This is a genomic window from Streptomyces sp. NPDC050147, from assembly GCF_040660195.1.
GTDB lineage: Bacteria > Actinomycetota > Actinomycetes > Streptomycetales > Streptomycetaceae > Streptomyces.
On the sequence record NZ_JBFALJ010000002.1, the window covers coordinates 17796 to 38599 of the forward strand.

The 20804-nt window shown below is 69.8% G+C and carries 20 protein-coding genes; 12 read left to right on the forward strand and 8 right to left on the reverse strand.

Annotation, left to right across the window (positions count from 1 at the left end; translation table 11 throughout):
• Positions 1-313 precede the first annotated feature (313 nt).
• The 9 genes from AB0I94_RS03765 to AB0I94_RS03805 all read left to right on the forward strand — a co-directional run bounded on the left by AB0I94_RS03765 (position 314) and on the right by AB0I94_RS03805 (position 10835).
• On the forward strand, positions 314-1585 hold the full coding sequence (locus tag AB0I94_RS03765; protein ID WP_363307784.1) for a M20 family metallopeptidase: 1272 nt from the start codon (positions 314-316) through the stop codon (positions 1583-1585).
• Positions 1586-1760: 175 nt separating this feature from the next.
• On the forward strand, positions 1761-2894 hold the full coding sequence (locus AB0I94_RS03770; RefSeq protein WP_363307785.1) for a BMP family ABC transporter substrate-binding protein: 1134 nt from the start codon (positions 1761-1763) through the stop codon (positions 2892-2894).
• A gap of 209 nt (positions 2895-3103) precedes the next feature.
• Positions 3104-4159 carry a BMP family ABC transporter substrate-binding protein gene (locus AB0I94_RS03775; RefSeq protein ID WP_363307786.1) on the forward strand — a complete coding sequence of 352 codons (1056 nt, stop codon included), beginning with the start codon at positions 3104-3106 and terminating at the stop codon, positions 4157-4159.
• A 130-nt stretch (positions 4160-4289) separates the two neighbouring features.
• Complete coding sequence (locus AB0I94_RS03780) at positions 4290-6026, forward strand: ABC transporter ATP-binding protein (protein ID WP_363307787.1); 1737 nt, start codon at positions 4290-4292, stop codon at positions 6024-6026.
• Positions 6023-7156 carry an ABC transporter permease gene (locus AB0I94_RS03785; protein ID WP_363307788.1) on the forward strand — a complete coding sequence of 378 codons (1134 nt, stop codon included), beginning with the start codon at positions 6023-6025 and terminating at the stop codon, positions 7154-7156. The genes AB0I94_RS03780 and AB0I94_RS03785 overlap by 4 nt, the downstream gene beginning before the upstream one ends.
• A complete protein-coding gene (locus AB0I94_RS03790; protein ID WP_363307789.1) occupies positions 7153-8415 on the forward strand; it encodes an ABC transporter permease in 1263 nt (420 codons plus the stop codon). Before AB0I94_RS03785 ends, AB0I94_RS03790 begins: the two co-directional genes overlap by 4 nt.
• Entirely contained in the window at positions 8412-8816 is a 405-nt protein-coding gene (locus AB0I94_RS03795) for a cytidine deaminase (RefSeq protein WP_363307790.1), read from the forward strand. The genes AB0I94_RS03790 and AB0I94_RS03795 overlap by 4 nt, the downstream gene beginning before the upstream one ends.
• Positions 8817-8925: 109 nt before the next feature.
• Positions 8926-10203, forward strand: coding sequence for a thymidine phosphorylase (locus AB0I94_RS03800; RefSeq protein WP_363307791.1), 1278 nt, complete (start codon positions 8926-8928; stop codon positions 10201-10203).
• A 239-nt stretch (positions 10204-10442) separates the two neighbouring features.
• Positions 10443-10835, forward strand: a complete 393-nt coding sequence (locus AB0I94_RS03805) for an STAS domain-containing protein (RefSeq protein WP_363307792.1) — start codon at positions 10443-10445, stop codon at positions 10833-10835.
• Here AB0I94_RS03805 and AB0I94_RS03810 read toward each other — a convergent pair.
• Both AB0I94_RS03810 and AB0I94_RS03815 read right to left on the reverse strand, forming a co-directional pair.
• A complete protein-coding gene (locus AB0I94_RS03810; RefSeq protein ID WP_363307793.1) occupies positions 10722-11729 on the reverse strand; it encodes a sigma-70 family RNA polymerase sigma factor in 1008 nt (335 codons plus the stop codon). The genes AB0I94_RS03805 and AB0I94_RS03810 overlap by 114 nt on opposite strands.
• Positions 11730-11846: 117 nt before the next feature.
• Positions 11847-13169, reverse strand: coding sequence for an MFS transporter (locus AB0I94_RS03815; protein WP_363307794.1), 1323 nt, complete (start codon positions 13167-13169; stop codon positions 11847-11849).
• A 62-nt stretch (positions 13170-13231) separates the two neighbouring features.
• Here AB0I94_RS03815 and AB0I94_RS03820 point away from each other — a divergent pair, with 62 nt between their 5' ends.
• Positions 13232-14230: a LysR family transcriptional regulator gene (locus tag AB0I94_RS03820; RefSeq protein WP_363307795.1), complete on the forward strand. Its 999-nt coding sequence runs from the start codon at positions 13232-13234 to the stop codon at positions 14228-14230.
• Between the two features lie 32 nt (positions 14231-14262).
• On the opposite strand, the gene AB0I94_RS03825 is transcribed toward AB0I94_RS03820, so the two are convergent.
• Positions 14263-15027 carry an alpha/beta hydrolase gene (locus AB0I94_RS03825; RefSeq protein ID WP_363307796.1) on the reverse strand — a complete coding sequence of 255 codons (765 nt, stop codon included), beginning with the start codon at positions 15025-15027 and terminating at the stop codon, positions 14263-14265.
• 114 nt (positions 15028-15141) lie between these two features.
• Here AB0I94_RS03825 and AB0I94_RS03830 point away from each other — a divergent pair, with 114 nt between their 5' ends.
• A complete protein-coding gene (locus tag AB0I94_RS03830) occupies positions 15142-16311 on the forward strand; it encodes an adenosine deaminase (RefSeq protein WP_363307797.1) in 1170 nt (389 codons plus the stop codon).
• A 142-nt stretch (positions 16312-16453) separates the two neighbouring features.
• On the forward strand, positions 16454-16858 hold the full coding sequence (locus AB0I94_RS03835) for an ATP-binding protein (protein ID WP_363307798.1): 405 nt from the start codon (positions 16454-16456) through the stop codon (positions 16856-16858).
• 91 nt (positions 16859-16949) lie between these two features.
• Here AB0I94_RS03835 and AB0I94_RS03840 read toward each other — a convergent pair whose 3' ends face one another.
• From AB0I94_RS03840 to afsQ1, 5 genes are all read right to left on the reverse strand, one after another.
• Positions 16950-17153, reverse strand: a complete 204-nt coding sequence (locus tag AB0I94_RS03840; RefSeq protein WP_363307799.1) for a PspC domain-containing protein — start codon at positions 17151-17153, stop codon at positions 16950-16952.
• An 89-nt stretch (positions 17154-17242) separates the two neighbouring features.
• Positions 17243-17833 carry a VanZ family protein gene (locus tag AB0I94_RS03845; protein WP_363307800.1) on the reverse strand — a complete coding sequence of 197 codons (591 nt, stop codon included), beginning with the start codon at positions 17831-17833 and terminating at the stop codon, positions 17243-17245.
• A gap of 88 nt (positions 17834-17921) precedes the next feature.
• Positions 17922-18524, reverse strand: a complete 603-nt coding sequence (locus AB0I94_RS03850; RefSeq protein WP_363307801.1) for a hypothetical protein — start codon at positions 18522-18524, stop codon at positions 17922-17924.
• Positions 18524-20101, reverse strand: coding sequence for a HAMP domain-containing sensor histidine kinase (locus AB0I94_RS03855; protein WP_363307802.1), 1578 nt, complete (start codon positions 20099-20101; stop codon positions 18524-18526). Before AB0I94_RS03855 ends, AB0I94_RS03850 begins: the two co-directional genes overlap by 1 nt.
• The gene (gene afsQ1 / locus AB0I94_RS03860; RefSeq protein ID WP_030562528.1) at positions 20098-20775 is read right to left on the reverse strand and encodes a two-component system response regulator AfsQ1; all 678 of its coding nucleotides are present in this window, start codon (positions 20773-20775) and stop codon (positions 20098-20100) included. The genes AB0I94_RS03855 and afsQ1 overlap by 4 nt, the downstream gene beginning before the upstream one ends.
• Positions 20776-20804: the final 29 nt, after the last annotated feature.

Genomic DNA, 20804 nt, shown 5'->3' on the forward strand with positions numbered 1-20804 from the left:
ACGCCCCCGCCCCGGTGCCGACCGAAGCCACCGGCCCAGCAACGCCCCCGCCCCGGTGCCGACCGAAGCCACCGGCCCAGCAACGCCCCCGCCCCGGTGCCGACCGAAGCCACCGGCCCAGCAACGCCCCCGCCCCGTCGGCGAGCACGTGTGACCAGGGTCTCAGACCCTGAAAAGCCGGAAAGCTTACCCACCTCAACTAGCGCCCATGCGCCACGCGGCCACTTTTTCTTACCCTATCGGGCTGAACTTTTGTTGATCGTGGGTCAGTTGGCCCATGCCTCGCCCTACCCTTCAAAGGGTGAACCAACTGATGTCACAAGAGTCCGAGCGAGGGTCCGAGGCCGATCTGCCCGGGGAAGCAGGGGAGGACGCACCCGGGAGAGCAGCAATCCCCGGCGCGCTCCCGGACGACCTGCGCGCCGAACTCATCGCCTTCCGCCGCGACTTGCACATGCACCCCGAGCTCGGAAACCAGGAGTTCCGCACCACCGCGGCGCTCAAGGCCCGACTGGAACGCGCGGGCCTCGAACCCCGCGTACTCGCCATCGGCACGGGACTCATCTGTGACATCGGCACCGGACAGCGGGACGACGCGGGCGACGAGCGCCCCATGCTCGCCCTGCGCGCCGACATCGACGCGTTGCCCATCCCTGACACCAAGCTCGGCGCCCCGTACCGCTCCACCGTGCCCGACCGCGCCCACGCCTGCGGACACGACGTGCACACCACCGTGGTGCTCGGGGCGGGGCTCGTCCTCGCCGAGCTCGCGAAGCAGGGGCAACTCCCCCACCCCGTACGGCTGATCTTCCAGCCCGCGGAGGAGGTCCTGCCGGGTGGTGCGCCGGATGCCATCGAGTCCGGGGTGCTCGAAGGCGTCGGGCGCATCATCGGCGTGCACTGCGATCCCCGTGTCGACGCCGGGAAGATCGGGCTTCGGCACGGTGCGATCACCTCCGCCTGTGACCGGCTCGAAGTCTCGCTCGACGGGGCGGGGGGTCACACCGCGCGGCCCCACCTCACCACCGACCTCGTGACAGCCGCCGCCAAGGTCGTCACCGACGTTCCCGCCCTGGTCGCGCGGCGCGTCGACGCCCGCTCGGGGCTCGCGGTGACCTGGGGCCGCATCGAGTCCGGGCACGCCTGCAACGTCATCCCGCAGCACGCCGAACTCTCCGGCACCGTCCGCTGCCTGGACCTCGCCGCCTGGCGGAAGGCGCCCGACCTGGTGCACGGAGCCATCCAGGAGATCGCCGACCTCTACCGCGCCAAGTCCGAGGTGAATTACATCCGTGGCGTGCCGCCCGTCGTCAACGACCCTGATGTGACCGACCTGTTGAGGGAGGCCATGGAGCTGCGCCTCGGTCCGCACTCCGTCGAGGACACCGAACAGAGCCTGGGGGGAGAGGACTTCTCCTGGTATCTCGAGCACGTGCCCGGCGCCATGGCCCGCCTCGGCGTCCGTACGCCCGGTGAGCGCACCGTCCGGGATCTGCACCAGGGCGACTTCGACGCGGACGAGTCGGCGATCACGGTGGGCGTCGAGATGTTCACCGCCGCGGCGCTGCTCGACGGCGCCCGGTAGGTAAGCGCTGTTATCGGCCGGTTACGGCGGTCCCGTTCACCCGGACGTAACCGGCCCTCGGCACGAATAGGTAACGGCAGTGCGAAACCCCGTTCCCCTCCCTTTCTACGCGCGTTACTGTGCGCCGAAATCAGGCCCTTCAAGGGTGCTTTGGGGAACGTAAGGGGTGCGTCCTATGCGTCTTCGTCGAGGATCTTGTGGAACCCGTGGAACCCGTGGAACCCGTGGAAGCCGCGGGTCGAGGCTCTCCCAAGTGGCCGTCGTGGTGGCGTCCCTCGCCCTCGCGGCCTCAGCGTGCGGCAAGACCAGCAACGAAGCCTCGGAGGGCGAGGGCAAGGACGACAAGCCAGGGAACTCGTCGAAGTACAAGGCCAAGGGCATCGGCCTCGCGTACGACATCGGCGGCCAGGGCGACCAGTCCTTCAACGACGCCGCCTACGCCGGATACGCGAAGGCCCGCAAGGACTTCAAGATCGGCGGTGTGGACATGGAGCCGGGCGACGGCGAGTCCAGCGCCGACAAGGTGCAGCGGATCGAGCAGCTCGCCAAGCAGGGCTACAACCCGGTCGTCGGCGTCGGCTACATCTACGCCCCCGCGATCAAGGAGGCGGCGGCGAAGTTCCCGAAGACCACCTTCGGGATCATCGACGACAACACCGTCAAGGCCGACAACGTCTCCGATCTTGTGTTCCATGAGGAGCAGGGGTCCTATCTGGCGGGCGTCGCCGCCGCGAAGGCCACCAAGGCCGATCATGTCGGGTTCATCGGCGGTGTGGACATACCGCTCATCCACAAGTTCGAGGCCGGCTTCGTGCAGGGCGTGAAGTCCGTCGACCCGAAGATCAAGATCGAGAAGCAGTATCTGACCGAGAAGCCCGAGGACGGCGGCTTCAGCAGCCCCGACAAGGGCCAGAACGCGGCCAGCGGTCAGATCGAGTCGGGCGCCGACGTGCTCTACCACGCGGCGGGGCTCTCCGGGCAGGGCGTGATCCAGGAGGCCGGCTCGCAGAAGGTGTGGGCGATCGGCGTCGACTCCGACCAGTACAAGCAGAAGGCCCTGGCCAAGTACAAGGACTACATCCTCGGCTCCGCCCTCAAGGATGTCGGCGGGGCTGTGTACGACCTGACGAAGTCCGTCGTCGAGGGCAAGCCGATCACCGGTGAGCAGCGCTACGACCTGAAGTCCGGACGCGTCGGGTTCGCCGACTCGAACCCGAAGTACACGGCGATGAAGGACGTCGTCGCCGCCGTGGAGAAGGCCGAGAAGGACATCATCGACGGCAAGGTCACGGTCGAGACCACGCCGTAGCCCAGCCGGCGAGCAGTGGGGCGCCCCGCGAAGTGCGGGGCGCCCCACCGTGCGTCCATGCTCCCGCCACCTCGCGGCCACAGCTCGATAACGGACGGGACAGAAGGGTTCTTATGTCAGGTCTACGCGCGTTACGCTGCGGCGAAATCAGCGCCAGGTGAGGCGCTCGTACGTGCTTGTGCTTGCTTGTACATAAGGAGTTCCTCTCTATGCGCCGGGTTTCCCGAATTGCCGCAGCCGGTGTAGCCACCGCCGCGCTCGCCGTCTCCGCCACCGCTTGCGGCGGCACGTCCAGCGATGCCGCAGGCTCCAAGAGCGACGGCAAGAGCAAGGGCGTCGCCATCGCCTACGACGTCGGCGGCAAGGGCGACCAGTCCTTCAACGACGCCGCGACCGCCGGCATGGACAAGGCCGCCAAGGACCTGAAGATCGGCAAGAAGGCCGTCGAGCCGAACGACGGCGAGTCGGACGCCGACAAGGCCCAGCGCCTGACCCAGCTGGCCAAGCAGGGCTACAACCCGGTGATCGGCGTCGGTTACGCCTACGCCCCCGCGGTCAAGGAGGTCTCCGCCAAGTACCCGAAGGTCACCTTCGGCATCGTCGACGACGAGACGGTCAAGGCCGAGAACGTCGCCGACCTGGTCTTCAGCGAGCAGGAGGCCTCGTACCTCGCGGGCGTCACCGCCGCCAAGACGACCAAGAGCAAGACCGTCGGCTTCGTCGGCGGCGTGGACGTACCGCTGATCCACAAGTTCGAGGCGGGCTACGTCCAGGGCGTCAAGGACACGAACCCCAAGGTCAAGGTCGTCAAGCAGTACCTGACGGAGAAGGCCGAGGACGGCGGCTTCACCAGCCCCGACAAGGGCAAGACGGCCGCGCAGGGCCAGATCGAGGACGGCGCCGACGTGGTCTACCACGCCGCCGGTCTCTCCGGTCAGGGTGTCATCGAGGCCGCCGCCGCCAAGAAGGTCTGGGCGATCGGCGTCGACTCCGACCAGTACAAGCAGGACGCGCTCGCCAAGTACAAGAAGTACATCCTGACCTCCGCGACGAAGGATGTCGCCGGGTCGGTGTACAACCTGGCGAAGTCCGTCGCCGAGGACAACGCCGAGGGTGGCGTCGTCCGCGCCGACCTCAAGTCCGGTGGCGTCGCGCTCGCCGACTCGAACCCCGAGTTCAAGAAGAACGCCGACCTCCAGGCTGCCCTGAAGAAGGCCGAAGAGAGCATCATCAGCGGCAAGATCAAGGTCAAGGCGACGCCGTAACGGCAGCCGGATCGGCGGCTGTGACCACAGCCGTAACACCCGCCGTGACGACGGCCGCGGTGACCACTCGACGGTGGTCGCCGCAGCCGTAACAACAGCGTGATGGTCGCGGAACGGGGTGTGGGGGACGATGGTTTCCCCCGCGCCCCGTTCGCGCGGCCCACTGCTCAACTCCCGTCGAACCAGGGGCGCTACGCGCGTAGGTGGCCCCTTTCCTGAGGATTCCCGAGGAGAGTGCGCCATCGACGCGTCCACCCACCCCGACACGGGCAAGACCACCGCACAGGCCGTTGCCGTTGAACTCACCGGCATCACCAAGCGCTTCCCCGGCGTCGTGGCCAACCACGACATCCGCCTGACCGTCCGCAGGGGCACCGTGCACGCCCTCGTCGGCGAGAACGGCGCGGGCAAGTCGACCCTGATGAAGATCCTCTACGGCATGCAGAAGCCGGACGAGGGCACCATCTCCGTCGACGGCACCCAGGTGACCTTCTCCAGCCCCGCCGACGCCATCGCGCGCGGTATCGGCATGGTCCACCAGCACTTCATGCTCGCCGACCAGCTCACGGTCCTGGAGAACATCGTTCTCGGCAGCGAGAAGCTGCACGGCATCGGCGGGGCCGCCCGCCGCAAGATCGCGGAGATATCCGACCGGTACGGCCTCGGGGTGCGCCCCGACGCCATGGTCGAGGACCTCGGCGTGGCCGACCGGCAGCGCGTGGAGATCCTCAAGGTCCTCTACCGCGGCGCCACCACGCTGATCCTGGACGAGCCGACGGCGGTCCTCGTGCCGCAGGAGGTCGACGCTCTCTTCGACAACCTGCGTGAGCTGAAGTCCGAGGGCCTGTCCGTCATCTTCATCTCCCACAAGCTGGGCGAAGTCCTCTCCGTCGCCGACGACATCACCGTCATCCGGCGCGGCACGACCGTCGGCACGGCGATCCCGTCCGAGACGACGCCCCGCCAGCTCGCCGAGCTGATGGTCGGCAGCGAGCTGCCCACCCCGGAGACGGCCGAGTCGACGGTCACCGACCGGGCGATGATCGAGGTCGAGGAGCTCAAGCTGCTCGCCGACGGCGAGTCGGGCCGCGCCCTCCTCGACGACATCTCCTTCACCATCCACGAGGGCGAGGTCCTCGGCCTCGCGGGTGTGGAAGGCAACGGCCAGACCGAGCTGATCGACGCGCTCATCGGCCTCAAGCACGCCGACTCCGGCGTCATCCGCATGGCGGGCCAGGACATCACCGCCATGGCCACGCGCCACCGCCGCGAGCAGGGCGTCGGCTACATCCCCGAGGACCGCCACCGCCACGGCCTCCTCCTGGAGTCGCCGCTCTGGGAGAACCGCATCCTCGGTCACGTCACCGAGAAGCCAAACTCCCGCGGCAAGGGCGGCTTCTGGCTCGACCCCAAGGGCGCGCAGGCCGACACCCGGCGCATCGTCGAGCAGTACGACGTCCGCACGCCCGGCATCGACGTCACGGCCGCGTCCCTCTCCGGCGGCAACCAGCAGAAGCTGATCGTCGGCCGCGAGATGAGCCACAAGCCCCGCTTCCTGATCGCCGCCCACCCCACCCGCGGTGTGGACGTCGGCGCGCAGGCCCAGATCTGGGACCAGATCCGCGAGGCACGGCGCGAGGGTCTGGCCGTCCTGCTCATCTCCGCCGACCTGGACGAGCTGATCGGCCTCTCCGACACCCTCCGCGTGATCTACCGCGGACGGCTCGTCGCCGACGCCGACCCGGCCACCGTCACGCCGGAGGAGCTCGGTTCGGCCATGACGGGCGCGGCCTCGGGCCACCTCGAACACGTAGAAGAAGACCCCGAAGAGGGCTCTGCCGAGACTTCGGAGGACGAGGCCCGATGAAGAAGTTCGACAAGGAGCGCGTGCTCCTCGCGGTGGCCGGACCGGTCATCGCCCTTGTCGTGGCCGTGGCGCTGACCTCGGTCGTGCTGCTCGCCTCGGGCAAGAACCCGATCGAGCCGTACACCCTGATGCTGGAGCAGATCAGCTACTCCGACGTCCAGGTCCTGACCATCAACCAGGCCGGGATGTACTACCTGGCCGCGCTCGCGGTGGCCATCGGCTTCCGCATGAACCTGTTCAACATCGGTGTGGACGGGCAGTACCGCCTCGCCGCGGTGACCACCGCGGTCGTCGGCGCGCACGTGGCGCTGCCGGCCCCGCTCCAGATTCCGCTCCTGATGCTGGTCGCCATGCTCACCGGCGCCTTCTGGGCGGGCATCGCGGGCATCCTCAAGACCACCCGCGGCGTCAGCGAGGTCGTCGCGACGATCATGCTCAACGCCATCGCGACGAGCGTCATCGGCTACATGACCCTCACCGACAACTTCGGTGTCCCGGTCGGCAACAACCAGACCACCGGCGAGATGCACGAGTCCGGCTGGTTCCCCGGCATCAGCATGGGTGAGTCCGGCGAGATCTACGGCTTCGTGATCATCGCCGCGCTCGCGGGCGTCCTGTACTGGCTGGTCCTCAACCGCACCCGCTTCGGCTTCGACCTGCGCGCCACCGGCGCCTCCGCGTCGGCCGCCGCGGCCTCCGGCGTGAACGCCAAGCGCATGGTGCTCAGCGCGATGCTGATCTCCGGAGCGGTCGCGGGCCTCGCGGGCATGCCGATCCTGCTCGGCGACACCCACACCTACAGCCTCAGCTTCCCCGCGGGGCTCGGCTTCACCGGCATCGGCATCGCCCTGCTCGGCCGCAACAACCCGGTCGGCATCGCGTTCGCCTCGCTGCTCTGGGCCTTCCTCGACAAGGCGTCGCCCGCCCTCGACTACGCGACCCCGGTCGCGTACGACAAGGAGATCGCGGTGATCATGCAGGGCCTCATCGTGATCGCGGTCGTCGTCTCCTACGAGGCCGTACGCCGCTGGGGCCTGAAGCGCCAGCAGCGCCGCGTCGGCGAGGAGCTTGCCGCCGCCGCCCGCAACAACGGCAACAACGACACCGTGAAGGAGGTGGCTGCCCGATGAGCTCGGCAACCGTAGCCAAGCCCCCGGCCAAGCAGCCCGCGCCGGGCCGCCGCCGCATATCGCTCCCCGTCCTCCTTCTCGTGATCGCGGGCGTGCTCGTCCTGACGTCCGTGGTCCGGCTGATCACCGACGCGAACGGCATCACCTCCACCGGACAGATGTCGACCGCGCTGCGGCTCGCCGTGCCGATCGGCCTCGCCGGCCTCGGCGGGCTGTGGGCGGAGCGCGCGGGCGTGGTCAACATCGGCCTCGAGGGCATGCTGATCCTCGGCACCTGGTTCGGCGCGTTCGCCGGTTACCAGTGGGGCCCGTGGGTCGGCATCCTGTTCGGCATCCTCGGCGGCGCGCTCGGCGGTCTGCTGCACGCGATCGTAACGGTCACCTTCAACGTCAACCACATCGTCTCCGGTGTGGCCATCAACATCCTCGCCCTGGGCGTCACGCGCTACCTCTCCACCTTCGCCTTCGAGGGCAAGGAGGGCGGTACGTCCAAGCAGTCGCCGCCGGTCGACTCGCTCGGGGAGTTCTCCGTACCAGGGCTCTCCGACTGGCTGCAGGACCTGAACGACAAGCACTGGTTCCTTGTCTCGGACCTCGCGGGCCTGTTCGGCGGCCTGTTCACCAACCTGTCGCCGCTCACCGTGATCGCCATCGCGATGGTGCCGCTGAGCTGGTGGGTCCTGTGGCGCACGGCGTTCGGTCTGCGGCTGCGCTCCTGCGGCGAGAACCCGGTCGCCGCCGAGTCCCTCGGCGTGAACGTCTACAAGTACAAGTACCTCGCCGTGATCATCTCGGGCGGTCTCGCCGGCCTGGGCGGCGCGTTCCTCTCCCTGGTGGCCTCCAACATCTACCTGGAGGGCCAGACCGGCGGGCGCGGCTACATCGGCCTCGCCGCCATGATCTTCGGCAACTGGATGCCCGGCGGACTCGCGCTCGGTGCCGGCCTGTTCGGTTACACCGACAGCCTGAAGCTCCGGGGCGGCGGCACGAACGTGCACGCGCTGCTCCTGCTGCTCGCGATCCTGCTGGTCATCGGCGCGGCTTACCTCGTATGGCGCAAGCGTTACGTGCCCGCGGCGATCACCGCGGCCGTCTCGGCGCTGATGTTCGCGTGGTACGGCTTGACCGACGAGGTGCCCAACCAGGTCGTCACCGCGACGCCGTACGTCGTCACGCTGCTGGTGCTCTCGCTCTCCGCCCAGCGCCTTCGGATGCCGAAGGCGGACGGCCAGCCCTACCGAAAGGGACAAGGAACGTGACCGAGACCGACTGGGACGCGCCCGACTGGGACGCGCTGCGGGATGCTGCGCGCGAGGCCATGTCCCGTGCGTACGCGCCCTACTCGGGCTTCCCGGTCGGTGCCGCGGCCCTCGTGGACGACGGCCGCACGGTGTCGGGCTGCAACGTCGAGAACGCGTCGTACGGCCTCGGCCTGTGCGCCGAGTGCGGCCTGGTCTCGCAGCTCCAGCTCACCGGGGGCGGCCGTCTGACGCACTTCACCTGCGTCGACGGCAAGGGCGAGATTCTGATGCCGTGCGGTCGCTGCCGCCAGCTGCTCTACGAGTTCGGCGGCGCGACGCTCCTCCTGGAGACGGCCGCGGGCATCCGGACGCTGGGGGACATGCTGCCGGACGCGTTCGGCCCGCAGCACCTCAACTGACGTACGGCCCCTGCCGGTTGCGGTCCGATCGGCGGGGGCCTTCTTCATCTCGTGGCTCTATGCGCGTAGAGTCGCGATCACCGTTTTAGGCGCAAAGAGGGGTTATGCCATGGACGTCATCTCCGTGATTCGTACGAAGCGGGACCGCGGCGAGCTGAGCGGCGAGCAGATCGACTGGGTCATCGACGCGTACACGCGTGGCGCGGTGGCCGACGAGCAGATGTCGGCCCTGGCCATGGCGATCCTGCTGAACGGCATGAACCGCGGCGAGATCGCCCGCTGGACCGCCGCGATGATCGCGAGCGGCGAGCGCATGGACTTCTCGTCCCTGTCCCGCCCCACGGCCGACAAGCACTCCACGGGAGGCGTCGGCGACAAGATCACGCTGCCGCTCGCCCCGCTGGTCGCCGCGTGCGGCGCGGCGGTTCCGCAGCTTTCGGGCCGCGGCCTCGGCCACACCGGCGGCACCCTGGACAAGCTGGAGTCGATCCCGGGCTGGCGCGCGCTCCTGTCGAACGAGGAGATGCTGTCGGTCCTGGACGGTGTGGGTTCGGTGATCTGCGCGGCGGGCGACGGTCTGGCCCCGGCCGACAAGAAGCTGTACGCGCTGCGGGACGTGACGGGAACGGTGGAGGCGATCCCGCTCATCGCTTCCTCGATCATGTCGAAGAAGATCGCCGAGGGCACGGGCTCGCTCGTCCTGGACGTGAAGGTCGGCACGGGCGCGTTCATGAAGACGCTGGAGGACGCCCGCGAACTGGCCTCCACGATGGTGGGCCTCGGCACGGACCACGGCGTACGCACGGTCGCGCTCCTGACGGACATGTCCACGCCGCTGGGCCTGACGGCGGGCAACGCGCTGGAGGTCCGCGAGTCGGTGGAGGTCCTCGCGGGCGGCGGCCCGGCGGACGTCGTCGAACTCACCCTCGCCCTGGCGCGGGAGATGCTGGACGCGGCGGGGCTGCGTGATGTGGACCCGGCGAAGGCGCTGGCGGACGGTTCCGCGATGGACGTGTGGCGGCGGATGATCGCCGCCCAGGGCGGTGACCCTGACGCGACGCTCCCGGTGGCCCGGGAGGCGCACGTCGTGACGGCTCCGTCGTCCGGGGTCCTGACCCGCCTGGACGCGTACGACGTCGGCGTCGCCGCTTGGCGCCTCGGCGCGGGGCGTGCGCGCAAGGAGGACGTGGTGCAGGCGGGGGCGGGCGTGGAACTGCACGCGAAGCCGGGCGCGGTCGTGACCGCGGGTCAGCCCCTGATGACCCTGCACACGGACACTCCCGAGCGGTTCGAGTACGCGTTGCAGGCCGTGCAGGGTTCCTTCGACATCGCCCCGGAGGGCACGGGCTTCTCGGCGACGCCGATCGTGTTGGACCGCATCGCGTAGGGGGCTGTAGGGGCGTTCCCTGATGGCCTCAAACGCCGGCCGGGCTGGATATGTCCAGCCCGGCCGGAATCTTTCAGCCCGTCCGGCGTTTGAGGACGAACTCGGCGAAGCCGGTGATCAACGGCGCCCAAGGCCCCCGCGCCAGAGCGGCCCGCGGCGGAGCCGCACATGTCACAGCCGGGAAGGGGCGGGGTTGGGGAGAAAGCCCGCCGCAGGCGAACGAACCGGCGGACCTACCGATGAGTTCCGGCGGCCCGCACGGTCTCCCCAACGTGGAAGCCATCAAGCCGCCAGACCTGACCCTCACCGGCACCCTCGACCGAGAGGCCACGCACCGCCTCTGCGAGGAAGCCCGCGTCACGCTGCAAGCGAGCGACGCGGACGTCCTCGTATGCGACGTGACCGACCTCGGCCCGCCCGTCCTCGCCGCGGTGGACGCCCTGGCCCGGCTGCAACTCACCGCCCGCCGCGCAGGCGGCCGGATCCGCCTGCGGAATCCGGCCCCGGACCTGCGCGAGCTACTGCACCTCGTCGGGCTCCCCATGGAGATCGAGGTGGACCGGCAGGCCGAACAGCGGGAACCACCGGGGCGTGTCCAGGAAGCAGTGGAAGCCCGCGATCCGCCCCTCTGAGATCTCGATGACCTGAATCGCCCACGGCGTGAACCCGCCCTTCTCGGGGTCGGGCTTGTAGTGGGCGAAGCCCGGCGTGCCGTTGACGTTGACCGGGAACAGACGGCTGTCGGCGCAGGAGGCGCCCATGGTCGACATGAAGCCGGTGATGTCGGACGTGCCGCGCAGCCACAGGTCGAACGGGGGCATCGTCATGATGGCGTCTTCGTGCAGCAGCGCCGTCAGCGCCGCCATGTCGTACCCCTCGAAGGCGGCGACATAGCGCTCGAGCAGCTTCTGCTGCTCTTCGTCCAGAGGATTGGATACGGCCGTGTCGTCGGCGTGGCTCTCGGCCAGCGTCGCCCGCGCCCGCTGCAACGCGCTGTTGACGGAGGCCACCGAGGTGTCGAGGAGCTCGGCCGCCTCGCTGGCCTTCCACGCGAGGACCTCACGCAGGATCAGCACCGCACGCTGCTTCGGTGGCAGTTGCTGCAGGGCGGCGACGAACGCGAGCCGCACCGATTCCTTCGCCACGGCGGCCTCGGCGGGGTCGCTGACGGAGGGCAGCACGCGCGCGTCCGGCATCGGCTCCAGCCACACATTGTCCGGGCGCGGGGTCAAAGCGGCCTGGGCGAGCGGCGCCGACGCGGTGAGGTCCATGGGCCGGGCCCGGCGGTTGCCCGCGTTCAGCATGTCCAGGCAGACGTTCGTCGCGATGCGGTACAGCCACGACCTCAGGCTGGAGCGGCCCTCGAACTTCTCGTGGCTCCGCCAGGCCCGGACCATGGTGTCCTGTACCGCGTCCTCGGCCTCGAAGGCCGACCCCAGCATGCGATAGCAGTACCCGGTCAGCTCGACCCGGTGCTTCTCCAGCGTGACGTCCAGTTCCGACGTCGTACCTGCGATGTCAGTCATCCCAACCCACCCCTGCGGCTGCCACGAAAGTCCCAGCACTTCGGAAGTTACCGCAGCCCACTGACAACGGCCCCCGGAGTCGGAAAACCCGCAGGCAGGAGTGGTCGCCGACAACAGTCAGTGCGCGGCCACGAGCCCTCGCCGCCGCTGCTCCCGCCGCTCCCGCTCCTGGACGCGAGCCGCGTGCGACCCCCAGACGGTGAGGGAGACGACGCCGGAGACCGCGAGCAGACCCAGGCCCACCGTCCCGGCCCAGCCCCCCGCGTGGAAGGCGACCGCGCCGAGCGTGCCGCCCGCGCTGGAGCCCAGGTAGTACACGGACTGGTAGAGCGCTGAAGCCTGCGCCCGCCCCGTGGTGGCCGTACGGCTCACGGACGAGGAGGCGACCGCGTGACCGGCGAAGAAGCCGGCGGTGATCAGGACGAGCCCGAGCAGCACCATGACCAGGGAGTCGGAGAGGGAGAGCAGCAGCCCGCCCGTGGTCGTGCTCACGGCCAGGTAGAGCGCACCGCGCCGGCCCAGCCGCGTCACCAGCTTCCCCGCGGCGGCCGACGAGACCGTACCGACGAGGTAGACCAGGAAGATCGAGCCGATGATGCCCTGCGGGAGCGAGAAGGGGGCTTCGGTGAGGCGGTAGCCGATCACCGTGTAGACCGCGCCGAACACGGTCATGAACAGCGCGCCGATCGCGTACAGACGGCACAGCAGCGGGTTGGAGAGGTGCGAACGGATCGTCCGTCCAAGCGCCCTGGGGTTGAGCGAGCCCGCCGTGAAGTGGCGCGGCGCGGGAAGCAGCGCGCGGAAGGCGAGCGCGCACAGCACGGCCACGACGCCCACCACGCCCACGGCCACGCGCCAGCCCCATGCCTGCGCGACCCAGCCGGTGATGATGCGTCCGCTCATGCCGCCGATCGAGTTCCCCGCCACGAACATGCCGATCGCGGCGACCAGCGCCTTGGGCCTGACCTCCTCCGCGAGGAAGGCCATCGCGGAGGCCGGGAGCCCGGCGAGCGCCGCGCCCTGCACGGCACGCAGCGCGATGAGCGCGCCGATGGAGGGCGCGAAGGGGACGAGAAGACCCACGGCCACCGCGACCGTCAGCGAGACCGTCATCAGCGTCCGCCGCCCGAACCGCTCGCTGAGCGCGCTCAGGGGCAGGACGAAGAGGGCGAGCGCCCCCGTGGCCGCCGACACCGTCCAGCTCGCCGAGCTCGCGCTGACGCCGAAGTCGGCGGAGACGAGGGGGAGCAGCGCCTGCGTGGAGTAGAGGAGCGCGAAGGTCGCGACACCGGCGAGGAAGAGGGCGAAGCTCATCCGGCGGTAGCCGGGGCCGCCGGGGTTCAGCCGGGTGTCGGCGGCGTCGGTGGGTGCAGTGGCAGGGGACGACGGGGTGAGGGCGGCCGCGTGGGTGACGGACGCCCCGCTACTGGCAGGAGGCATGTGTCGAACGTAGGCACACGAGATTCATCCGTCCAATGCATGGATTGGCCATAATCGTTCCCATGGTGCATGAGCGCAGTTCAGAGCGGCGTCTGTCGCAGAGCGGTTACGTAGGAAACGTCGGCGGATCCACGTCGGTGCCCGCCGAGCTGACCCCCGGCTCCTGGTCCGCGCTGCTCTCGCCGCGCCTCGCGTACTTCGCGGGGGTCGCGCGCACGGAGCACGTGACGCGGGCCGCGCAGGAGATGCAGGTGCCGCAGTCGACGCTGTCACGTGCGTTGGTCCGCCTCGAACAGGACCTGGGCGTCGAGCTGTTCGCGCGGCACGGCAGGACGGTGTCCCTGACCCCGGCGGGCCGCACGTTCCTGGCCTCCGTCGAGCGGGCGCTCGGTGAGGTGGAGCGGGCCGCGGAGTCCGTACGGGCGGACGCGGACCCGGCGTCGGGCAAGGTGGCCTTCGGGTTCCTCCACACGATGGGCTCGGAGACCGTCCCCGGCCTGATCCGCGCCTTCCGCGCGGATCATCCGAGGGTGCGCTTCAGCCTCGTACAGAACTACGGGGAGGCGATGATCGAGCGGCTTCGGGCGGGCGAGCTCGACCTGTGCCTGACGTCGCCCGTGCCGGACGCGCCCGATCTCGTCGCCCGCCGCCTGGACGAACAGCGGCTCCGTCTCGTCGTGCCGGACGACCACCGCCTCGCCTCCCGGAAGCGGGTGCGGCTCTCGGAAGCGGCAAAGGAGGCCTTCGTGACCCTCGAACCCGGCTACGGCCTGCGGCGCATCACGGACGACCTCTGCCAGGAGGCCGGCTTCAAGCCGCGGATCGCGTTCGAGGGGGAGGAGGCGGAGACACTGCGGGGCCTGGTGGCGGCGGGCCTGGGCGTCGCCCTCCTCCCGCCACCGGCCGTCCCGCGGCCGGGAGTCGTCGAACTGACGGTGACGGGCCAGCGTGCGGTACGGGAGATCGGCGTGGCCTGGCTGGACGGGCACCCGGACACACCACCGGTGGCGGCGTTCAAAAAGTTCCTGCTGAGCAGGCGCGGGCGGCTGCTGCCGGAGTAGTGGCTCCCGCGCAGTGCCTCCCGCGCGGCCGGTCAGTGCCGCATCGATTTCCCGAACCCCGCGGCAAGCGGCATCCGCAGCCCCAGCGGCGGCGGAGCCGCGAGCGCGTCCTCCAATGGGCGTGCGTACGCGTGCCCGAACAGCGAGCCCATGACGAAGTCCGAGGCCAGCGCCTGGACTTCGGGCTGGTGTTGCTGCAACCGGTGGCCGTCGGAGTGGACTTCGAACCGGCACACCTCACGGTTCGCCTTCTTCGCCCGCTCGGCGAGACGGAACGACAACTCGGGATCGGTCCGCTCGTCATTGGTGCCGTGCACGATCAGAACCCGTCGCCCGGCGAGCTGCTTCACCGGCTCGGGGGAGGCGGCCACGTCGTCCTCGGGCAGCCAAGGGGCCAGCGCCAGGACGGAGTTGACCGCTTCGTGGCCTGCGGCCCGCAGGGCGGCCCGGCCACCCATGTCCTTGCCGACGAGGCAGATCGAGACGTCGCCGTAGAGACGTACGATCTCGTCCGCCGCCCACTCCGTGTCCCGCGCCAGCTGCGCCTGCGCCCCGTTCCATCCCCGGCAGCCGTAGTGCACGACGTGCGCGGCGAGCCCCTCCTTCCGGCCGTCCTGGGCGAGCCTGCGGCCGAGCGCGCGCACCGTGGCCGCGGCGAACGGGGACGGCTTGCGGTCGGAGGTCTCGTGGCCGCCGGGGAGCAGAAGCACCGCGCCGCTGACCGCCGAGGGGCGGGCGCCGATCACCCGCCCGAGCCTGGCCGCGCGCGCGGAATCGGGCGTCGCTTGCTGTGCCATGACAGAACAGTGTCAGAAGCGATGGTGTACGCCACCCGTCCGCGGGGTCACTGTTACGTATCGACCGGTGAGATCCACGCAGCGATCTACGCGCGTAGGCGCTAGAGTGCCGAAATGACGAGCCAGACCACCAAAGCCGGTCAGACGGACCGCGAAACGCCCAGTGCCGACCAGATCCGCCGTGCCCCGAAGGTGCTCCTGCACGACCACCTCGACGGCGGCCTGCGTCCCGGCACGATCGTCGACCTCGCCCGCGAGTCGGGATACGAGGGACTGCCCGAGACCGACCCCGACAAGCTGGGCGTCTGGTTCAGGGAGGCCGCCGACTCCGGTTCGCTGCCGCGCTATCTGGAGACCTTCGCCCACACCTGCGCGGTGATGCAGACGAAGGACGCCCTCAAGCGCGTGGCGGCCGAGTGCGCCGAGGACCTCGCCGAGGACGGCGTCGTCTACGCCGAGATCCGGTACGCACCCGAGCAGCACCTGGAACAGGGCCTCACCCTCGAGGAGGTCGTCGAGGCCGTCAACGAAGGCTTCCGGGAAGGCGAGCGACGCGCGAAGGCCAATGGCCACCGCATCCGCGTGGGCGCGCTGCTCACCGCGATGCGGCACGCCGCCCGCGCCCTGGAGATCGCCGAACTCGCCAACCGCTACCGCGACCTCGGCGTCGTCGGCTTCGACATCGCGGGCGCGGAGGCGGGCTTCCCGCCCACCCGGCACCTCGACGCCTTCGAGTACCTCAAGCGCGAGAACAACCACTTCACCATCCACGCGGGCGAGGCCTTCGGCCTGCCGTCCATCTGGCAGGCCCTGCAGTGGTGCGGCGCCGACCGCCTCGGCCACGGCGTGCGGATCATCGACGACATCCAGGTCGCCGACGACGGCACCGTGAAGCTCGGCCGCCTCGCCAGCTACGTACGTGACAAGCGCATCCCCCTGGAGATGTGCCCCAGCTCCAACCTGCAGACGGGCGCCGCCAGCTCGTACGCCGAGCACCCCATCGGCCTGCTCCGCAAGCTGCACTTCCGGGCCACGGTGAACACCGACAACCGCCTGATGTCCGGCACCAGCATGAGCCGCGAATTCGAGCACCTGGTCGGGACTTTCGGTTACACGCTCGACGACATGCAGTGGTTCACAGTCAATGCGATGAAATCAGCGTTCATTCCTTTCGATGAACGCCTGGCCATGATCAATGACGTGATCAAGCCCGGATATGCCGAGCTGAAGTCCGAATGGCTGTTCCGCCAGACCGCCTCCACCAGGGCTTCTGTGGATGTGTAACAGGAATTGAGGCAATGCGGGCGCGGCCGGGAACATTAATTCCCGGCCGCGCTTTTGCTGTTTCGCTGTTTGCCGACCGCCCCTTCACATGTTTACGGTCGTGGGCCGCTCGAAAGTCCCCGTCATCAAGGACGCATTGAAGATGAAGCAGTCTGCCGCCAAGACCCTCGGTGTCGCCGCTCTCGGCGCCGCCTTCGCCGCCGCGGGCGCGGGTGCCGCCAACGCCGCGCCGGCCGTGCCCAGCGTCACGGGCGCATTGGGCACCGCCACCTCGACGCTGCCCGTCGGTGACGTCGCCAAGTCCCTGCCCGCCGGCAGCCACGAGGCCCTCGCCGCGGGCCAGGGCGCACTCGCCACCACCGTGCGGGCCGCGGCGCCGACCCTCGAAAAGCTCAGCGAGGGCACCGAGACCCCCGCCGACAAGGGCAAGCCCGCCGCGGCCGACCCGGTCTCCGGTCTGCTCGGTGGCCTGCCGGTCGCCGGCGCCCTGCCCGCCCAGGGGCTGCCCCTGAAGGGCCTGCCGGTGAACGGTCTGCCGCTCGGCTGATCCTCGCGCTCCGCGCACACGCCGATGGGGCGCATCCCTTCTCAAGGGTGCGCCCCATCGGCGTGTGCGGGTGGCGGTGAGGGCCGCCGCATCACCAGGCGGCCTGCCTGGCCTTGCCCTCGGAGGGCAACAGGGCCCAGAGCGCGATGTAGAGCAGGAACTGCGGGCCGGGCAGAAGACACGAGAGTACGAAGATCACGCGCATCGTCTTCGCCGACGTGCGGAAACGCTGGGCGAGGGCGGCACACACTCCGCCGATCATCCGGCCGTCGGTGGGGCGGGCTAGGGCGGTCATGGTGGCTCCTTCGTGAACCGTGGAGACAAGGTCCGGGGCGTTTCCCCGATGACTCAAAGCTACGTTCACGAAGCGGGCAAAGCGTCGCTCTAAGGTGCGATACCGACCCTGGGAATCGTCGGGGTCGACCCCTGAGAAGCGTCCTCCCGCAGGAGGGCCGCGCGATGCTCACCCTCAGTACGGCGGCGGAGCCTGGCCCTGGCCGCGGGCACCACGGCGAGATGCGCGAGGGCCACGCCCACGGAGTTCACGAACAGCGAGTCGATGTCGACGACCTGTCCGGGGACTCCGGTCTGCAGCAGCTCGATGCCGAGCGAGATCAGCGCGCCCGCCGCGACCGTCCGCACCAGCGAACCGAGCGGTGACACGTGAACCCGCCCACCGGCGAGCGGAAGCAGCGCACCGAGCGGGGCAAGGAGCAGCAGACTGCCGCCTATCTGCCGGGCGGCCTGCACGGGTCCGAGCGCCAGATCCGCCTTGATGCCGGCGAACGGCTGCAGATTCGCCGCGCTGACCCACGGCACGTCCAGTGGACGCAGAGTGAGCCAGCCGACGAACAGAAGATGCGCGACGAGGAGGAATCCTCCTGCCGCACGGAAGCGGATGGCAGCCCTGTGGCCGCCCGAGCCTTGACGCACGCCCCCCAAGACGCGCCTGACGGCAGGATCGGTTCCGCCCATCCACTTCCGGAACTCGGCACTGTCCTGATCGCACACCGTGACTGTCTTGATCGGTTACTTCGCTGTCCCGGCTGCTTCAAGGTCTCGGCTACTTCACCGTCTCCGTGGGCGGAGCCACCGTCCCGGGCCGCTGGCGGACCGCCTGGGTGCATTCGTAGCGGCGCAGCGGGTCGTCGCCGGGGCCGCCCATGATCACCTCGCGGTCGTCGCCCGCCGCCGCGCTGTCCGCGAACGTGCAAACGATCTGTGCCAGAGCGAACGCCGACAGATCCTGAGGGGACGTGCTGAACCGCAGCGCGTCCTCGGGGTCGCCCTTCTCGGGGCCGCGCACGACCGTGCCGCCGCGTACGTCCGTCGCGAAGCCCGCCTGCTTCTCCGGGTCCGAAGGCGCCTGCGACAGCTCGTCCAGGAGCGCCTGCGCGATCCGTACCCGGTCCGTCGTCGCCTTGTCGGTGGGGATGCGCACCGACCGGTCGACGGTCACCAGCTGCGCCGCGCACACCAGGAAGACCTGCACGGGGACCCCGCTGGTGGACTGCGACGCGATGCTCGACCCGGACATCACGCAGGGCACCCGCGACGGGCCGGGGCCGAAGTCCGTCGGCACCTCCGTCGAGCGGATGCCGCAGCCCGCCAGGACCGCGGTCAGCGCGGCGGCGAGCAGCGCGGCGCGAAGCCGTCGGTGGTTCATCACTTCTCTCCCTCGACGGCGTCGTCGCCGTCCGTGCCGTCCTCCGCCTCGTCCGCGGGCAGCAGCGCCGACGGGTCGCGCGGCAGCCACAGCGTGAACACAGCGCCGCCCTCGGGCGAGTTCGCGGCGGTGATCTCCCCGCCGTGGATGTGGGCGTTCTCCAGGGCGATGGAGAGCCCGAGGCCGCTGCCCTCCGAACGCGGCCGGGACGCGCTCGCCTTGTAGAAGCGGTCGAAGACGTGCGGCAGTACGTCCTCGGGGATGCCGGGGCCTCCGTCACGCACCGCGATGACGAGCTTCTCGCCCACGAGCCGCACCGAGACCTCCACCGGGGAGCCACCGTGCTTCAACGCGTTGCCGATCAGGTTCGCCAGGATGACGTCCAGACGGCGCGGGTCGAGCCGCACCATGATGCCGCGCTCGGCGTCCAGCTCGACCGCGTCCAGCCAGGCGCGGGCGTCGATGCACGCCGTGATCTGGTCGGCGATGTCCACGTGGTCCAGGACGAGCCTCGCCGTACCCGCGTCGAAGCGGGTGACCTCCATCAGGTTCTCCACCAGGTCGTTCAGCCGACGTGTCTCGCTGACCACGAGACGTACGGCGGGCTCGATCATCGGGTCGACGCTGCCGGTCTCCGCGTCCAGCTCCTCCTCGAGCACCTCCGTCACCGCGGTGATCGCGGTCAGCGGCGTACGCAACTCGTGCGACATGTCGGCGACGAAGCGCCGCGACGCCTCGTCACGGGCGCTCATGTCGTCGACCTTCTTCTCCAGGCTCTCCGCGGTCCGGTTGAACGTCCGTGACAGATCGGCGAGTTCGTCCGTGCCCGACACCCGAAGGCGCGTGTCCAGTTTGCCCTCGCCGAGCCGCCGCGCGGCCACCCCGAGCCGGTGCACCGGCTTGAGCACGGTGGTCGCCGCGGCCTGCGCGAGCAACGCGGAACCTATGAGCGCGAGCCCCGTGGCGATCGCCAGGGACCAGCCGAGCGAACTCAGGTCCTTCGCCTCCGGCTCAAGGGACTTGAGCATGTAACCGGTCGGCCCGCCGCCGATGACCTTGGCGCCGCCCACCAGGTACGGGGTGCCGCCCTCGACGGTCCGCTGCCAGTACAGGTGATACGGGCTCTTGTTGCTGGAGGTGAGCGGCTGCTCCTTGTTCACCGTCTTGCGCAGCGGCTTGGGCACGTCGGCGAGCGTGAAGGCGTCCAGGTCGGAGTAGCCGACGATCGTGTCACCGTCGGCGTCCTTCCCGATCAGGAGCACGCTGTAGCGCTGGCTGCTGTTGGCCATCGTCCCGGCGGCCTGCTGCAGTTCGTCCTGGGTCGGATTGGGCGGCAGCGCGCCGGCGCGGGTCTGCATCTCCTGCTGGAAGTCCTTCAGGGCCGCGTCCTGCGCGCGCGTCAGGACCGCCTCGCGGTTCAGCCAGTACGCGATCCCGGACGCCGTCACGGCGGCGGTGAGCGCCACGAGCCCGAACACCACGACAAGCCGCAGCCGCAGGCTCGTGAAACGGAGCCCCGCCAGTATCGCCTTGCGCGCCGCAGCCCAACCGCGGAGCTTGTCCTGCGGTTTGGTCACTGAGGAGTGTCCAGCCGGTAGCCGACTCCGCGCACCGTACGGATCAGGGTCGGCGAGGACGGTACGTCCTCCACCTTCGCCCGCAGGCGCTGCACACACGCGTCGACGAGCCGGGAGTCACCGAGGTAGTCGTGCTCCCACACCAGACGCAGCAACTGCTGGCGCGACAGCGCCTGTCCGGGCCTGCGGCTCAGCTCCAGGAGCAGCCGCAGCTCGGTCGGCGTGAGCTGCAGATCCTCGCCGTTCTTCGTGACGGTCATCGCGGCGCGGTCGATGACGAGCGAACCGAACGTCGCCGCGTCATTGGCCTCGCGCTCACCGCGCCGCAGAACCGCACGGATACGGGCGTCGAGCACCCGTCCCTGCACGGGTTTCACGACATAGTCGTCGGCACCGGACTCGAGCCCGACGACGACGTCGATGTCGTCGCTGCGCGCGGTCAGCAGGATGATCGGCAACTGGTCGGTGCGCCGGATGCGACGGCACACCTCGAAGCCGTCGATGCCCGGCAGCATCACATCCAGCACGATCAGGTCCGGCCGCTGCTCACTGAGCAGCTTCAGGCCGTCCTCGCCGGTGGCAGCAGTAGCCACCCGATGCCCTTGGCGGGTGAGCGAAAGCTCAAGGGCCGTACGGATGGCGTCGTCGTCCTCGATCAGCAACAGGGAAGGCACGGACGTCATTCTGTCCCATGGCACGGGCA

What these genes read in the sequence shown, in the direction of transcription:
- AB0I94_RS03765 (WP_363307784.1), top strand. Translation starts at nt 314, where the DNA reads ATGTCACAAGAGTCCGAGCGAGGGTCCGAGGCCGATCTGCCCGGGGAA.
- AB0I94_RS03770 (WP_363307785.1), top strand. Translation starts at nt 1,761, where the DNA reads ATGCGTCTTCGTCGAGGATCTTGTGGAACCCGTGGAACCCGTGGAACC.
- AB0I94_RS03775 (WP_363307786.1), top strand. Translation starts at nt 3,104, where the DNA reads ATGCGCCGGGTTTCCCGAATTGCCGCAGCCGGTGTAGCCACCGCCGCG.
- AB0I94_RS03780 (WP_363307787.1), top strand. Translation starts at nt 4,290, where the DNA reads ATGGTTTCCCCCGCGCCCCGTTCGCGCGGCCCACTGCTCAACTCCCGT.
- AB0I94_RS03785 (WP_363307788.1), top strand. Translation starts at nt 6,023, where the DNA reads ATGAAGAAGTTCGACAAGGAGCGCGTGCTCCTCGCGGTGGCCGGACCG.
- AB0I94_RS03790 (WP_363307789.1), top strand. Translation starts at nt 7,153, where the DNA reads ATGAGCTCGGCAACCGTAGCCAAGCCCCCGGCCAAGCAGCCCGCGCCG.
- AB0I94_RS03800 (WP_363307791.1), top strand. Translation starts at nt 8,926, where the DNA reads ATGGACGTCATCTCCGTGATTCGTACGAAGCGGGACCGCGGCGAGCTG.
- AB0I94_RS03805 (WP_363307792.1), top strand. Translation starts at nt 10,443, where the DNA reads ATGAGTTCCGGCGGCCCGCACGGTCTCCCCAACGTGGAAGCCATCAAG.
- AB0I94_RS03810 (WP_363307793.1), bottom strand. Translation starts at nt 11,729, where the DNA reads ATGACTGACATCGCAGGTACGACGTCGGAACTGGACGTCACGCTGGAG.
- AB0I94_RS03815 (WP_363307794.1), bottom strand. Translation starts at nt 13,169, where the DNA reads ATGCCTCCTGCCAGTAGCGGGGCGTCCGTCACCCACGCGGCCGCCCTC.
- AB0I94_RS03820 (WP_363307795.1), top strand. Translation starts at nt 13,232, where the DNA reads ATGGTGCATGAGCGCAGTTCAGAGCGGCGTCTGTCGCAGAGCGGTTAC.
- AB0I94_RS03825 (WP_363307796.1), bottom strand. Translation starts at nt 15,027, where the DNA reads ATGGCACAGCAAGCGACGCCCGATTCCGCGCGCGCGGCCAGGCTCGGG.
- AB0I94_RS03830 (WP_363307797.1), top strand. Translation starts at nt 15,142, where the DNA reads ATGACGAGCCAGACCACCAAAGCCGGTCAGACGGACCGCGAAACGCCC.
- AB0I94_RS03835 (WP_363307798.1), top strand. Translation starts at nt 16,454, where the DNA reads ATGAAGCAGTCTGCCGCCAAGACCCTCGGTGTCGCCGCTCTCGGCGCC.
- AB0I94_RS03840 (WP_363307799.1), bottom strand. Translation starts at nt 17,153, where the DNA reads ATGACCGCCCTAGCCCGCCCCACCGACGGCCGGATGATCGGCGGAGTG.
- AB0I94_RS03845 (WP_363307800.1), bottom strand. Translation starts at nt 17,833, where the DNA reads ATGGGCGGAACCGATCCTGCCGTCAGGCGCGTCTTGGGGGGCGTGCGT.
- AB0I94_RS03850 (WP_363307801.1), bottom strand. Translation starts at nt 18,524, where the DNA reads ATGAACCACCGACGGCTTCGCGCCGCGCTGCTCGCCGCCGCGCTGACC.